The sequence below is a fragment of the Paenibacillus humicus NBRC 102415 genome (genome assembly GCF_004000905.1).
Lineage (GTDB): Bacteria > Bacillota > Bacilli > Paenibacillales > Paenibacillaceae > Paenibacillus_O > Paenibacillus_O humicus.
This window is the reverse complement of sequence record NZ_BIMD01000055.1, coordinates 1-14666: the sequence shown is the minus strand read 5'-3', so window position 1 is coordinate 14666 and position 14666 is coordinate 1. Positions and strand designations below refer to the sequence as shown.

At 58.1% G+C, this 14666-nt stretch carries 8 protein-coding genes and 1 pseudogene; 4 read left to right on the top strand and 5 right to left on the bottom strand.

Annotated features, from left to right (window positions below; genetic code table 11):
• Positions 1–273: 273 nt before the first annotated feature.
• From PHU01S_RS22380 to PHU01S_RS22365, 4 genes are all read right to left on the bottom strand, one after another.
• Positions 274–6513 carry an S-layer homology domain-containing protein gene (locus tag PHU01S_RS22380; RefSeq protein ID WP_127510041.1) on the bottom strand — a complete coding sequence of 2080 codons (6240 nt, stop codon included), beginning with the start codon at positions 6511–6513 and terminating at the stop codon, positions 274–276.
• Between the two features lie 115 nt (positions 6514–6628).
• A complete protein-coding gene (locus PHU01S_RS22375; RefSeq protein ID WP_049867718.1) occupies positions 6629–7471 on the bottom strand; it encodes a sugar ABC transporter permease in 843 nt (280 codons plus the stop codon).
• Complete coding sequence (locus tag PHU01S_RS22370) at positions 7471–8760, bottom strand: sugar ABC transporter permease (protein ID WP_048745255.1); 1290 nt, start codon at positions 8758–8760, stop codon at positions 7471–7473. Before PHU01S_RS22370 ends, PHU01S_RS22375 begins: the two co-directional genes overlap by 1 nt.
• 191 nt (positions 8761–8951) lie before the next feature.
• On the bottom strand, positions 8952–10295 hold the full coding sequence (locus PHU01S_RS22365) for an extracellular solute-binding protein (protein ID WP_127510039.1): 1344 nt from the start codon (positions 10293–10295) through the stop codon (positions 8952–8954).
• 392 nt (positions 10296–10687) lie between these two features.
• Here PHU01S_RS22365 and PHU01S_RS27185 point away from each other — a divergent pair, with 392 nt between their 5' ends.
• Positions 10688–10957 carry a helix-turn-helix transcriptional regulator gene (locus PHU01S_RS27185; RefSeq protein WP_021880791.1) on the top strand — a complete coding sequence of 90 codons (270 nt, stop codon included), beginning with the start codon at positions 10688–10690 and terminating at the stop codon, positions 10955–10957.
• Between the two features lie 24 nt (positions 10958–10981).
• Here PHU01S_RS27185 and PHU01S_RS22355 read toward each other — a convergent pair whose 3' ends face one another.
• Complete coding sequence (locus tag PHU01S_RS22355) at positions 10982–11866, bottom strand: helix-turn-helix domain-containing protein (protein WP_049867720.1); 885 nt, start codon at positions 11864–11866, stop codon at positions 10982–10984.
• A 213-nt stretch (positions 11867–12079) separates the two neighbouring features.
• Here PHU01S_RS22355 and PHU01S_RS22350 point away from each other — a divergent pair, with 213 nt between their 5' ends.
• The 3 genes and pseudogenes from PHU01S_RS22350 to PHU01S_RS22340 form a co-directional block, all read left to right on the top strand.
• On the top strand, positions 12080–12919 hold the full coding sequence (locus PHU01S_RS22350; RefSeq protein ID WP_048745253.1) for an IolE/MocC family protein: 840 nt from the start codon (positions 12080–12082) through the stop codon (positions 12917–12919).
• On the top strand, positions 12919–13752 hold the full coding sequence (locus PHU01S_RS22345; protein ID WP_246029309.1) for a phytanoyl-CoA dioxygenase family protein: 834 nt from the start codon (positions 12919–12921) through the stop codon (positions 13750–13752). The genes PHU01S_RS22350 and PHU01S_RS22345 overlap by 1 nt, the downstream gene beginning before the upstream one ends.
• A 390-nt stretch (positions 13753–14142) precedes the next feature.
• Positions 14143–14550 (top strand): annotated as a pseudogene (locus PHU01S_RS22340) (transposase); the annotation flags it as partial.
• Between the last annotated feature and the right edge of the window lie 116 nt (positions 14551–14666).

The window sequence follows — 14666 nt, the reverse complement described above, 5'->3', positions numbered from 1 at the left end:
GAGGAGGAAACAAAAGGTTATGGATGCAGCCCGGTTCCTGATCAGCGCCCACTCTCACATAAACGCTCTGGGAAAAGGGTGGTCGGGCTGCAACGCCGCAGGCTCGCGCCCTTGGTAGCGATAGTATACGCCAATCAGGCGGAGCTTGCCATATGAAGCTGGAGGGAAGAGAGGGAAATGTTTGCTGGGGATCGGATATCGGCTGCAATGCGCGAAAAAACGCCGCACAGGAACCTGTGCGGCGCAAATGAATGCCCTTATATCGCTCGGTGGTCAGCTGCCGATAAACCCTGCATCCGACAAGAGACGTCCCAGCAGCGCAGCCGCTTCGGCGCGGGTGACCGGCGCCAGCGGATGGAAGGCTCCATCCGGCATTCCGCGCAGCATTCCTCTTGCGGCCAGGGCGGTTATGGAATCCGCCGCCCACGGACTGATCTTCGCCGCATCGGTGAAGACGGAAGCTTGAGCTTGAGAAGCCGGATCCGTGGTGTTATGCGGCTGGCCGCCTGCGGCGAAGAGGATGGCGCGGTTCAGAATGACAGCCATCTCCTGGCGGGTGACGGAAGCTACCGGCCGGAAGCTACCGTCCAAGCCGCCCTGCATGATGCCGGCCGAACGGACGGCGGCTGCCGCGGCTGTCCAGGCGGAGCCCGGCTTGCCGTCTGTCCAGCTCTGGCCTTCGGCTTCTCCTCCCGCCAGCAGATCCAGTCCCAATGCGCGGCTGATCAGCGCTGCGAAGTCAGCTCTCGAAACGGCTTGCCCCGGAGCGTACCGCTCAGCGGAAATGCCGTTCAGGATTCCAGCCGCAGACAGCCGCTCGATATCCGCCGACGCCCAGCTGCCCGCCGTGTCGCGGAAAGACTTGGACGGAAGCGCGGCTGTACCGAAGCTGCCTGTTCCCAGCGTACGGATACGGACGATCGTCCCGTCCGCGCCCTTCGCGAACGATGCCGGAACGGCTCGGACGGAGCCGTCCGCCGTCCGCAGCAAGCCTGCGTTCGGGGCAGGCTTGCTGCCGCCGCCCGCCGGGAATTCGAGATCGACATAGCCGATTCCGCCCGTCAGCGCCGCGGAGCGCCCGCCTTGCTCCATGCTCAGGCTCCAGGCTGCCGTTCCCGCGAAGGCATTGCCGTTCAAGGCCGATGCCCGCAATTTCATCGCGGCAAAGGCCTGCTGATCCGCTGCGCCCAGCTCGATCCGGATGACGGCTCCAGCCGTATCCGCCTGGCCCCGCATGGCGGCCAGCTTGGCGGCTGCCGATGCCGGGATCGTGATCGACGAGCTTCCGGCTTGAAGCGTAATCGTTCCAAGCGGCATGGCTTCGGCATAAGCCAGGAAGGCGTCCAGCGGCAGCTCCGCCGCCCGTCCGCCGCCCGCAACAGCGGACGATTCCAGCTGCACGGAAGGCACTTTGGCCGCAGCCGCCTTGGCCAGCGCTTCCTGATTGGAAGCAGGCGAACCCGCCCCAGGCGTCGGCGTTGCCGTTCCTGTCGGCGAAGGCGTCGGCGTTGCCGTGCTTGTCGATGCCGGCGTCGGTGTTGCCGCGCCTGTCGGTGCCGGCGTCGGCGTTGCCGCGCCTGTCGGTGCCGGCGTCGGCGACGCCGTGCTTGTCGGTGTCGGCGTTGGCAAACCCGTTCCCGGATCCGGCTGACTGTCCCAGGTCAAGCCTTCGCCGGTATGGTATCCGTCCACCGGCAGCACGGCCGCCGGCGGCGCCTGCTCCGTCAGCGCCAGCTGGAACGCGCTGCCGGAAGCGTTGAAGAACGGTCCGACCTTGGCGCCTCGGAGCTGCAGCTGATCCAGCTGGACGGAGCCGCTGATGCCGCTGCCCGCGTGAATGCCCCAAGTGCCCATTCCGTCCAGCACCAGATTGCGGATGAGAATGCGATGCTGGCCGCTGGCGTTGAACGGATACGCGCCGTTGATGTACAGCCCCTGGAATGTGCTGTCCAGAACGGTATTATCGAGAAGATCGATATCGGCATCGATCGGCTTGTCGCCGGTGAACAGCCAGATCGCGCCGAAGTCCTGGTTCCAGTTGAACTCATGGCCGCCGGTACGGATCAGCGTATTGCGCTCCACGACCGTCCTGCCGCCGAAGGCGACAGGATTGAAGCGCGTCGACACCGCGATGCCGGCGCCGAATCCGACCGTATCGGACAGGATGTTGTCCTGCACCTTGTTGTCGCTGCCGCCGAATATGGCGACATTGTCCGCCAGCCATGGAAGCTGGACGGTGTTGAAGCGGATCGTGTTGCCCGAAGCCCGCGCGTCGTCCGCGCTTACTCCGTCCGGCTGCGACGACCAGATCGCGATGGAGTCGTCGCCCGTATTGCGGATCGCATTCTGCTCCGCCATGGAGTTGGCGGTTCCCGTCGAGAAGTTGATGCCGTCCGCATACGTATCCCGGATGCGCATGCCTGCGGCGTACAGGCCGTCGGTCGCGATGCCGCCGTCTTCGTCGTCGCTGCGGACCGACCAGATGCCGGCTTTGGCATGCTCGACCCATACGCCTTGAATTGTGGAGCCTTTGCCGAACGTTCCGTCAAAAGCCGCCTCGCGCAGCTCGTCATGCCGTCCGGTCACGCCGACGTCGATCTTGAGATCGTACACGCCGATTCCGTCTCCCGTGCCCATGAAGCCTGCGCCTTCGATGGTCGTATGCCACATGCCCGCGCCGCGGATTGCGATTCCCTGCACCTCCAGCGGCGAATCGAGCCGGAACATGCCCTGCGGCACCCAGACTCCCTTTCCCGCCGCCTTGGCGGCCTTGACGGCATCCAGAAACGCGGTGTAGTCGCTCTTGCCGTCGTTCGGCGCTGCGCCGAAGTCCGTCACGGAGAGAAATCCTTCCGGCATGGCGTATGCAGCCGGGGCCAGCTCCAGATCCGCCGAATCGAGAACATAATACGCGGCTGCGTCGGAAGCCTGCTTTTCCAGCCTCAGGACGCTACCCGCCGGCAGCGTGCGCCCGAAGTCCAGCTGCGTCTCGTCGTAAAAACGGTGAGGATCTCCGTCCTCGGGATTGTTGGACCATGGATACTTGCCGTATACCCAGGCGTGGCGGCTGGAAAGCTCCAGCTTGCCGCCCGGGGTTCCGTCCACCGAATAGCTCAGCGTCGCCTGCTGGCCGCTGCCGTCCGCGCTGTCCGGAATGCTGTAGCGCAAGGACATGTAGCTCGCCGGTTCCGCAAGCTTGAATTCCACGTACTGGCCGGAAGCATCCAGCTTGACGGCCTTTCTGCCGGACGCTTCGGAAGCAAGCGTCATGTACGTCCGGTCTGGACCGAGCACCGTGCCGGTCGTCGTTCCGTCTTCGGCTTCATAGGTCGTATATGGAAGAGTCGCTCCGCGATAATCGCGGCTGACCGCGCCATGAACGAGCAGCCGGTCCACCAGCAGGCCGCCCGCGTCGTCCCCGGACTTGCGCAGCTCCACGGAATTGTAGCCTGCCCGCAGCTTCAGCTTCGCCGGTATTGTCCTCCACATTCCATTGCCAGCGCCGGCGGCCGCACCCAGCTTGCCTTGCGGCAGGCCGTTGACATAGAGAGACAGACTGCCTGCATCCCCGCCCGCCAGCACCCCGGCGGTCCAATCCGCTTCATACAGGCCTGCGGCCTGCGCTTGAACGGACAGGATCAGGCGGTCGGCAGCATCCTTCCAGCCGGATACATACCCGCGGCCGGCATAACCGGGCGCATCGGCATGAATGCCCGCTCCACCGGAGACAAAGCCTTTTTCCGCTTCATAAACGACATCGCCTGCGGCTTCAAGCAGCTTCCAGCGGCCTGAACCGCCCGCCGTGTCACGCTCGGCAAGCGCCGCATGGCCGGAAGCGGCTGACAGCACGCGGCTGCCGCCCGGCTCCGCCAGAATGAGCAAGCCGGACTGCTTATCCTGCGTCCACTCGGCTGCCGGGCCCGCCTCTCCCGCCGAGACAGTGCTTCCGTCACCGTCACGCAGCAGGTAGCTGCCGGTGGCTTCATTCCGGAGCAGCAGCCGCCCGTTCCGGTCTTCCATTCTCCAAAGCGCGCTCTTGCTGCGGGCATCTCCGCCGGACAGCGCCAACTCATCGCCGTTCATCGCCAGGAGCGAGCCGGCGGCCGAGTTTTGCAGCCGGTACAATCCCGAATGCGGCGCCGACGGCGTCATGCCGCTGCCGACCGTATCCTGGACCGCCGGGATGTATCCTCCCTCGGGCGCTTCCGCCGCAACCCATTGGACGGCTCCGTTGTCGATGGAGCGCAGATCCAGCTGGGCATAGCCGAGTCCGTCCGCAATCTGCGCGTATTCATCCTCATGGCCCTCGGCGAGGCTGCGCAGCAGAACCGCTCCGGCGGCCGGCGCGCTTTCGAGCGCCCATGCCGCATTCGATCCCGATCCGACTGCAGGAACGGTGCCGAGATAGCTCACGCCCGGCAGCCAGGAGAGCTCGCGGCCGGTGGCTTCATTGACGATCGATACGCCTCCTTCGGCCCTTTCCTTCACCGACCAATGCGAGCGCAGGTCCTTGGCATCCAGATTGCCGTAAAGCACGACGCCGCCGGCATTCTCGTAGAGAGCCGCTCCTCCGGACTTGCTCGTCAAGCGGATCGCCCCGTCGGGCAGCTGTGCCGGAGCGCCGCCTCCCGTGCCGGTCTCGCTTGCCTTCACCGGAATGAATTCCCATTTCGGGCTGCCCCAATCCCGGTTCACCGGGCTGTACTCCGCCGCCTTGAGCTTATGCTCGACGTTCAGATAGCCGGATGCTTCGGCTGGGCGGGTGTCCCCCGCGCTGCGGATCAGCTTGAACCCCTGATGATCCAGGACAGTCCATGCCGCCGAATCCATGTCGCCTTCCGGGTCCGCTACCCGCACCGATTCGCGAGAATCCGGCTTCAAGCCGCTCAGCGTGACATAATGGCCGGTCGCCCGGTTCACGATATGCTGCACGCCGTCCTTCGTCTCGATCAGCCAGTGCGCGCTCTCGTCGCCAGGCTGGACGTTGCCGTAAGCCAGCTTGCCGTCCTTCTCGAACAGATAGAGCTGCAGCCAGTCGTTGCGGATCTTCACATAGGGAGTCAGCTCCTCGGCCGGACCTTCAGGCGCGGGAGCCTTCACCAGCCAGCGGGCGCTCCCCCAGGAAGGCTGCGCCCAGTTGTTGCCATGCGCATAGCCGTCCTGGCTCTGCACGTTCAGATACGCATCTCCATCGGAAGCGGCCTGGAAGGTGGACTGTCCGGACTGGACATCGCCGCTGCCGTCTCTGCCCGGAGCTTGAATCCAGCTCGTCAGCAGCGGATCCGCCGCTTGCGGCGCGGCCGCAGCAAGCGCGGCTCCGCCCTTCAGCTCCGTCTGCTGCATGTAACGGCCCGTCTGCACGTTGCGCAGCCGCACGGCCGTTCCAAAGTCTTCCACGATCCATTGGGAGGAAGCATCCGAATAGTCCGGAGCGCCGTAAGCGATCAGACCGTCCTGTTCCTGCAAAAAGCTTCCCTTCCAGCTGTCCTGGAGCCGCTTGGCCGCGGAATCGGCCGCCGGCTCCAGCCTCCAGGAGGAGCTGCCCCAGCCCGGCTGCGCCCAGTCGCTGATCTGCGCATAACCGGTCTGGCTCTGGACATGAAGCAGGTAAGAGGATTTCTCGCTGCTCGCAATCGTATAAAGCCCGGCGGCGCCTCCCTGCTCCTGAATGGAGAAATCGCCGGCCGTCGAGGCATCCGGCAAGTCCGAGCTTTTGACAGGATCGTTGAGACGATCTCCATCGTTGCCCGAACGGTTCAGCACATGGCCGGTCGCCCGGTTCACGAATCTTTTCGATCCCGGCGTCACGCCGTCCACGACGAACCACTGCGAAGAAGCGTCGTTCAGCTCCGGCGTGCCGTATTTCGCCTGACCGGCTTCCTCATAGAGGACTTTCCCCTTCCAGCCGTCGACCAGCCGAACCGGCTCCAGGTCATGCCCCGGCTCTACCTGCCACAACGCCGAGCCCCACCCCGGCTGCGCCCAATCGCTCACCTGCGCATAACCGTTCAGCACCTGGATGTTGACGAGCTGCTTCGGGCTGCCGGGTATGGACAGATTGACATATCCGGGCTTGCCGGCTGCTTCCGTCACCTCCCATTGGGCCGAAGCCGCGTCGCTGCCGAGAGCGGAGCTCTTGAGATTGTCATGCGGATCCGATGCCAGCTCCCGGTTCAGCAGATGGCCGGTCGCCCGGTTCACGAGCAGCTGCGCGCCTCCTGCGCCGCTCTTGATTTCCCACTGGGAGGCCGGGTCGTTCACCGCCGTGAAGCCGTAGCGGACTTGTCCCTCCGCTTCGTACAGATAAACGCCTTTCCATTCATTTTTCAGCCGAACGTAGACGGAATTGGAACCATAAACCGAATCCGTTGCGGATGCGGCCGCCTCATATCCGGAATCCTTTGCTGCCAGGTTCAGGTCCGCTTCCGCCGCGCGCGCTCCGGAAGCCATCGCCGGCAGGAACAGCAGCAAGCTCAGAAGCGCGGCCGTAAGCCGCTTGAATCGGAATGCCATGTCATATCCCCTTTCGTCATGATTGCGCTTTCTTGCCCCTGCAAAAGAAAAGCCGCCCAATCATGTCCAAGACAATCAAGAGTGCAGCTTTTCTTTCGTTGCCCGTTCGGAGAACTCAGCCCTTCGTCGCTCCGTCCGCGAGGCCGGAGATGAGGAAGCGCTGCAGCAGCAGGAACACGGTGGCGATCGGCACGGCGATCAGAATCGTGCCCGCCGCGAAGATCGTGAAGTTGTTGGAGAACTTGTCGTTGATGAAGTTGTACAGCCCGAGCGCCAACGTGTACTTCTCCGGCGAGCGGAGGATGATGCGCGGCGTCAGGAAGTCCATGAACGGCGCCATGAAGGTGAACAGTCCGACGACAGCCAGGATCGGCGCCGTCAGCGGCATCAGAATCCGGAAGAATACGGTCAGATGGCCCGCCCCGTCCATCGTCGCCGATTCGTCGAGATCCCGCGGAATCGTATCGAGATAGCCTTTGACCAGGAACACGTTCATCGGCAGGCCGCCGACGGCATAGATCAGGATCAGGCCGGTGAACGTGTCCAGCAGGTTCACCAGGTTCAGCAGCAGGTAGATCGCCACCATGCCCATGAGCACCGGGAACATCTGGAGCAGCAGGAACGTGTAGATGCCGTACTTTCGGCCCGTGAAGCGGAAGCGCGAGAACACGTACGCCAGCAGCGAGACCATCGTCACGGAAGCGACGGCGTTGCATACGGCCACGATGATCGTATTTTTGTACCAGAGGCCGTAATCGCTCTGCGGATCCGTGAACAGCCACCGGTAATGCTCCAGCGACAGATTGTCCGGAATCAGCTTGGCGCTGTAGAGGCTTGTGCCCGGATTCAGCGAGATGCTGACCGCCCATAGGAGCGGATACAGAATAACGGCGAACATGATTAGAACAACGAGATAGATGCCGGATACTTCCAGCTTGGATCTTAGCGTGCGTCCCATCAATATCCCTCCTCACGGAATGACCGCGTCTTCCGGAACTGATAGAACGCGAATGCCGCGACGATAAGGCCCATGATGATGCTGATGGCGGCGGCCATTTTGTAGTTGTTGTCGGTGAAGGTCAGGTTGTACACCCAGGAGATGAGAATGTCGGTCGCTCCCGCGCTTTGGCCCGGCACCGCCGGTCCTCCCTTGTTGAACAGGAAGATGATATTGAAGTTGTTGAAGTTGAATGAATACTGCATGATGAGCAGCGGCGCCGTGGCGAACAGAATATGCGGCAGCGTGATGAAGCGGAACTTCTGCCAGCGGCTGCCTCCATCCACTTCGGCGGCCTCGTACCAGTCCTTGGAAATACTCTGCAGCACGCCTGTGAACAGCGTGAACACGTACGGGAAGCCGAGCCAGATCTGGATCAGGATGATCGCGACGCGGGCCCAGGCCGGGTCCGTCAGCCATGGAACCATCAGGCCGAACTTGCTCATGATCTGCATGTTGATCGCTCCGAAGGTATCGTTGAACATGGCGGCGAACACGAGCGCGGTCATGAAGGAAGGAACCGCCCAGGGCAGGATGAAGATCGTGCGGATCAGTTTTTTGAAGCGCACGCGATTGTCATTGACGAGCACGGCGAGCAGCATCGCCAGTCCGATCTGCAGCGAGGTCGCGACCAGCGTCCAGACGACCGTCCAGGTGACGACGGAGACGAGGCTTTGCGTCCAGATCGGGTTGGTGAACAGCTCCTTGAAGTTGATCCAGCCCACCCAGTCCAGCAGCTTCGCCGGCGGGGAATTGTACAGGCTGTAGTTCGTGAACGCGAGCGCGACCATGAACAGCAGCGGGAAAATGACGACCATCGCCAGCAGGATGAAGCTGGGGACAACGACGAAGTACGGGAAGCCTTTGTCGTAGCTGTCATGGAAAGCCTGCCTTACGGATGGAATGCGCTCGCCGTCCTGGCGGCGGACCGCATCCCGGTAAGCATCCTTGATATTGAACGCATAGCTGAACAGAAGCACGATCGCAAGCAGCACGGAGAGAATTCCCTCCGTCAGCAGCGTTCGGGAATCATCTTGATTCGGATCGTCGCCCAGCGTGATGAGCCCTTCGATGCCGTGCACCGTCCATGCGCCGATCGATGCCGCGAGCGACAGCGCCAGCATAAGGAACAGCACGCCCTTGATGAAGCGGCGGTTGTACAGCTGGCCCAGGCCTGGAATGATGGACAGCGCGGCTGCCGCAGACGGAGAAGGCAGGGGACCGGCCTTCGGTTGCAATGCTTTCTGCATGGTTCCTTCACCTTCCAATCCTTGCTCTTTATATAGGGGTCCGCCCAAAATAGCGGAGTCGATTCAAAAGGAAAAGCCCGGGGGCCGCGCCGGTGAGCGCCAGCCCGCGGGCATCGTGATGTTGCAATCCCGCCGTGCCTTGACGGCCGGCGATGATTTCGTGTGGAACAGGATCCGATGGCGCAGGCTTTTTATTTGCCGGACATCGCCATCTTGTCCTGGACTTGCTTCACAGCGTCATCCAGCGATTTCTGCACATCCTTGCCTTCGGAAGCGAATTGGAGCGCGTTTTTCATCGGATCCCATACATAATCAAGCTCAGGAACCGTCGGGAACGGCTGGCCGAATTGGACCTGCTCCGTAAAGCCTTTGACGAGCGGATCGCTGGTCAGCGCGGCATCGTTCAGAACCGCGGTTACCGGCGGAACCTGGCCGGTCTTTTTGTAGTATTCCAGCGCGTTTTCCTGATTGGTGATGAATGCCGCCAGATCGGAAGCCCATTCCGGAGATTTGGAGAACTTGGAGAGCATCCAGCCCTTCACGCCGATGAAGGAGGTCGGGTGCTTGCCGTTTTCCAGCGTCGGGAGCGGAGCTACCGCCAGGTCGTCGCCGAGCTGCTTCTTGTAATCCGTAATCGCCCAAGGTCCGTTGATGACCGCGCCGACTTTGCCGGATCCGAACAGGCCGTCGACGATGTCGCCGTTGACGCCTTTAGGCAGATAGCCTTTTTTGAACCAATCCTGGATCAGCTGAACGCCTTTGACGGCGCCTTCCTTGTTGAGGCCGATGTCGTTGACATCGTAGCCGCCTGCGTCGGTCTGCTTGAAGATGTAGCCGTCGTTGCCGCCCATGAACGCCCAAGCGTAGTAGAAGTTGATGCCTTCGAACAGGAAGCCGTACGTCTGCTTTTTGGCATCCGTCTGTTCCTGAGCCAGCTTCTCCAGATCGGCGATCGTCGCCGGCGCCGTAGGCACGAGCTTTTTGTTGTAGAACAGCGCGTACGTTTCCGTTACGAACGGCAGGCCGTAGAGCTGGCCGTCCTGGCTGAGCGCCTTGAGCGCTTCCGGCGTGTAGGAGTCGAGCACGGCCTGCTCGGCCTTGACCGGCTGCACGAGGCCTTTGAGCACCAGGTTGCCGATGCCCGGCTGGTAGAACAGGTCCGGACCTTTCCCGGCAGGACCGTCCAGCGAGAGAATCTGCTGCTGGTCGTTCATTTTGACCGGCTTGACGTTGACCTTGATGCCGGTTTTCTCCGTGTATTTCTTCGTAATATCCGTAATCGTGGCCACGCTGTCGGCGTTGTCGTCCGGCCAGATCGTAAGCTCGGCCGGCTTCTCCGGCATGTTGCCGGCATCGGCGCCTGCGTTGTCGGCTGCGCCTGCGTTCGCCGCTGTGTCGGCAGCCGGCTCCGTTGCCGCGCCCGTATTTGCGGCACCTGCATTGTTTTCCGCATTGTTGCTGCTGCCGCATGCCGTAAGCCCCGTCAGCGCGATGGCCATAACCAGCGCCGCCGCAGCGGTTTTTTGCTTCTTCATCTCTGTATCCTCCCCGGTTCTAGTCGGTTGGTTTCGCTTGCTGATGTCATTGTAGGACTTTAGGGGGAGGCCCAACTACCAATGTAATGACATCAAACGCCAAGATTGTGACCTTGTAAAAGGATGGGTTTAAATTGAGACATCGGAGCGATAGCGAAAGCGAGTTGCAGCTTAACTCATTTAATGGCCGCTTAAGAAAAAAGGCTGTAACCCGGGGTTACAGCCCTTTTCCAAACTCTATTTGGGGATCAGGAATATCGAATAATTAACTTTGGGCAATGCGTACCCATAGGATCTTGTTCAAACATAAGCGTGAGCTTAATGAGCGAAATCAAAAGGTATATAAACTGAAGGGGGTCATCTCGTATATTCATGAGCATTAGTAGAACAAGATATGGATTCATACGCTAAGCCAATTAGCCGGGTATAGCGACTATCATTTTATCCGCTTCTTCAAACCATATACCGGTTTTACTTGTATACAATATATCAATAGAATTCGGTTAGAAGCAGCATCTCGTATGCTAACTCACACCGACCTGTCCGTGACAGCGATAGCGATGGAGTGCGGCTATGACAATGTTTCCTATTTTATCCGTACGTTCAAGAAACTTCACAAGGCGTCTCCTGACAAATACAGAAAAGCTATGAACCAATTATGAATCCCATCCTACCGTTTCAGTAAATCATTCTTTCTTGCAATCGTTGCGAAATTGACCTGGAGCGATGCCAAGCTTCTTCTTAAACGTCTTTGAGAAGTGATGGATATCGGAAAATCCGCAATAATCCGCTACCTGCTGCTGGGTCAATTTGGTATTTTGCAGCAGCTCGCAAGCATGGTTGATTCTCATCTCCAGCAAATATTGATGTGGCGTCATTCCATACTGCTGCTTGAACAAGTCATGAAAGCGGGAATGGGATAAATTCGCGCGCCTAGCCATATCCGCTACGCTTAAGGGTTCATTAAGATGAAAGGAGAAATAGGATGTAATCCAGTTCAGCGTCTGCGGCGAGGTCCGCTGCGACTGTTTCCTCTCCAGCACGTCCTCCATAAGCATAATGACCAGCTCGGTAAGTCCTGCCTGTGCCTTCAACTGCATAAGCGGGTCGCGATCCTGCCAGAACTCCACTACTTGCAGAAACGTATCGCGAAACCTGGTGCTGTTTTTTGGCTTTAGCTTGACCGGAACTTCAACCTGCAGCATTTCATCAAGCCTTGGCTGCATGAGATGCAGATAGGCGCTCAATTCCACTTGACCGGCGCGCGTGGGAAAGCTTTGCTCCCGGTCAGCAGCGTAAAACACATCAAAATGCGCAAAGGGCGTTACCGTATTCACAATTCCCTCCAGATCATTCAGGCTGTTGGGTTGAATAAAACAAAACTCCCCCTTATGAAATTCATACAAAGTCCTGTCTACCCTGAAGTTGCATGTCCCCTCCTGAACATAAATCAGCAAATAATCGAGCAGCCGCCTCTCCGGCATGCTCCATGGTTTTCGCACAGCGTAATCACATTCTCTGATATAAGGCACAATCGGATGTTTATTCAAATACTCCTGTAAAATTTGCATCAATATCCTCCTGATTCTGCTCGTGTTTTACGAATACTATATCAGACCAGCATGTGCAACACAGTAGGTTTTGACAAAAACAGTTGAATCTTAGACAAAGCCAAACGTATGGCCGTTAATTACAATAAGGCTACATCAAATCATTAGCTCTGGAGGGAGAGATGAACGATTTCGTTGAAAAGAGCGAGCAATGGCGCTTCAACTAAGCCTTTCATGGAGCTTCATCAGGCCATGTGGTCCATGAAGCTGTATGGCGACAACGGCAAGGAATGGTCACTCGAGCAGAAATTTGACGAAATGGCCAACGCCGGCTTTACCGGTATTTTTGGAAGCTTGCCCGAGCGTGAAGATGAGGCTCTGTGGCGCAGGCTGATGCAGAAGCACCCATTCAGCTTCGGACTGGAGACCTTTCCATCGAGCGGGCTACAGCTTAAAGAAGCCTTGCTGAAAGCCCAGGATTACAATGTCATGTATGTTAATGCACAGGTAAAAGATTCATTTACCATCAACAGAGAAGCCGTCGATTTAATCAAGGAGCTTTACGAGACAGCCGCACATTTTAACGTACCCTTTTTCATAGAAACGCATCGCGGCCGAATTACACAAGATTTGCTGCGTACAACAGAGTATGTAAGGGCAGTTCCTGAAATGGCCTTAACGATCGATCTATCCCACTATATACTTGCCGGTGAAATGAACAGCTTCGAGCTTGCTGAACCTTACTTCGCCGAGCTGCTGATGCGAACCGGATCGATTCATGGACGTGTAACGAATGGGCAGCAAATTCAAATTCACTTGGAAGAACAAGCCGAGCATCCGATCGTTGAGCATTTCCGGCGCTGGTGGAAAGCAGGCATGAGAAATTGGCTCACCCAAGCACAGCCGGGAGACGTGCTGCCCTTTGTGTGCGAGATTGGGCACCACTACTCGATCACACCTCAATTCTTGCCATCATCCCATTCGTCTGAGGAACTCTCGGATCGCTGGCAGCAATCGAAACTGCTGAAAAAATGGGCAGAGCAATTATGGATGGACCTGCAAAAGGAGGAATAATGATGAACGAAAACGTTTCAGCATTGCCGGAAATGCGTGATGCTTATTCGTTATCAAGCGGGCAAATAGAGGGTTATCAGGAGAATGGACATATTTTCTTAAAACAGGTTGCCAAGCCCGATGAAGTGAGCGTGTACGAGGAAATCATCACCGATTGGGTAATGAAGCTCAACTATCATGATAAACCGGTATCGGAACGTGATACGTATGGAAAAGCGTTTATTCAAATCGGCAATGTCTGGGAAAAAAGCGAGGCGGTCAAACGATTTGTCATGGCTAGACGGTTTGCCAAAATCGCAGCGGAGTTAATGGACGTGGACGGAGTCCGCATCTATCATGATCAGGCGCTCTTCAAGGAGCCTGGCGGCGGGCACACTCCATGGCATCAGGATCAAATTTATTGGCCGCTGGGTACCGACAACACCATTACGATGTGGATGCCGCTTGTGCCCATCCCGCAAGAGGTCGGCACCATGACCTTTGCTTCCGGTACGCACAAGCTGGGTTACGTGAGCAAGCAGGAGATTTCCGACGAATCCCATAAGACGTTAGGACAGTTCATTGAAGCCAAGCAAATCCCGCAAGTGAACTACGGCGGAATGTCAGCAGGCGACGCGACCTTTCATGCCGGATGGACGATGCATTCAGCCCCTGGAAACCCGACGGATCATATGCGCAAGGTTATGACCGTTATCTATATTGCCAACGGCGTTCGTATCGCCGAGCCGGACAGCAAAGCAAGGATGAGCGATATGCATCATTGGTTTCCGGGATGCAAGCCGGGCGAACTTGCAGCAAGCGCGCTTAATCCGCTTGTTTATAAAAAGTCGTAATCAAGCAGCTTCGTCATCCGTGTTGCCGTTTTGCCTGTGGACAGGCAACTCTTCAGGAGATAGCAGGTACGCTTGGCGTGGTTGATGCACAGTAAAATCTCGGCGTAATGCTGAAAAGGCATGTCTTCATGCCCGCTTCGCCGAGAAACGTGCTCAGCATCACCACAAGCTTTAAGAAGACGTTTTGTACGATATCATCCGCCATTTCGGCTTTTTCTGCGATCTTCGATAACGGCTCGAGGACTGCTGGCGGGTATAGAGGTAAACACAAAGGAACGGAGCATCTGCGCTCGGTTTCTTTTATGCGTACATGGTTAACTATTAGACTAGCCGATCCAGCGGTCATTTACAGAGCCAACGGCTAAGCTAACGTTCCCCGTTGGTTCAATCCTTGCTGATCTCAAAACCGTATACAACGCGCTGGACCGTGAGCTTGCCCTGGCTGCTTTTGATCGTTTGAAGGACAAGCGGCAAAAGCGCTACCCAAAGGAAATCATGTCGCGGGAAAACCAGCTGGATACGCTGCTGACGTTCTATTCGTATTCGCCTGAGATGCAGATGGCCATCTACACGTCCAACCCGATCAAACGTATGAACAAAGTGATCCGCAAACGTCTCCAGCCGATGAACAGCCTTACGAACATCGAGGCGGTGGAGAAGATCTGTACCTAACGGCGAGCGAGTACGACGAGTATGACGATTATGACGAGTACGACGGAAAAAAGTCATTCGCGGTTGGCGAAACGGCCGTGAAGCAAAAAAAAGAAGCAGATGTTTAACGATCGCTATCCCCACTAATCCGATTCCACGCACCTCAACTGGGAATATCTTGCTGCTTGCACAAATTTCTTGACGCTACCCTGAGCGATGGAATAAGACGATAATTTCGTCTTATTCAACCTCGAGTCGCCCTA

What these genes read in the sequence shown, in the direction of transcription:
- PHU01S_RS22380 (WP_127510041.1), bottom strand. Translation starts at nt 6,513, where the DNA reads ATGGCATTCCGATTCAAGCGGCTTACGGCCGCGCTTCTGAGCTTGCTG.
- PHU01S_RS22375 (WP_049867718.1), bottom strand. Translation starts at nt 7,471, where the DNA reads ATGGGACGCACGCTAAGATCCAAGCTGGAAGTATCCGGCATCTATCTC.
- PHU01S_RS22370 (WP_048745255.1), bottom strand. Translation starts at nt 8,760, where the DNA reads ATGCAGAAAGCATTGCAACCGAAGGCCGGTCCCCTGCCTTCTCCGTCT.
- PHU01S_RS22365 (WP_127510039.1), bottom strand. Translation starts at nt 10,295, where the DNA reads ATGAAGAAGCAAAAAACCGCTGCGGCGGCGCTGGTTATGGCCATCGCG.
- PHU01S_RS22355 (WP_049867720.1), bottom strand. Translation starts at nt 11,866, where the DNA reads ATGCAAATTTTACAGGAGTATTTGAATAAACATCCGATTGTGCCTTAT.
- PHU01S_RS22350 (WP_048745253.1), top strand. Translation starts at nt 12,080, where the DNA reads ATGGAGCTTCATCAGGCCATGTGGTCCATGAAGCTGTATGGCGACAAC.
- PHU01S_RS22345 (WP_246029309.1), top strand. Translation starts at nt 12,919, where the DNA reads ATGATGAACGAAAACGTTTCAGCATTGCCGGAAATGCGTGATGCTTAT.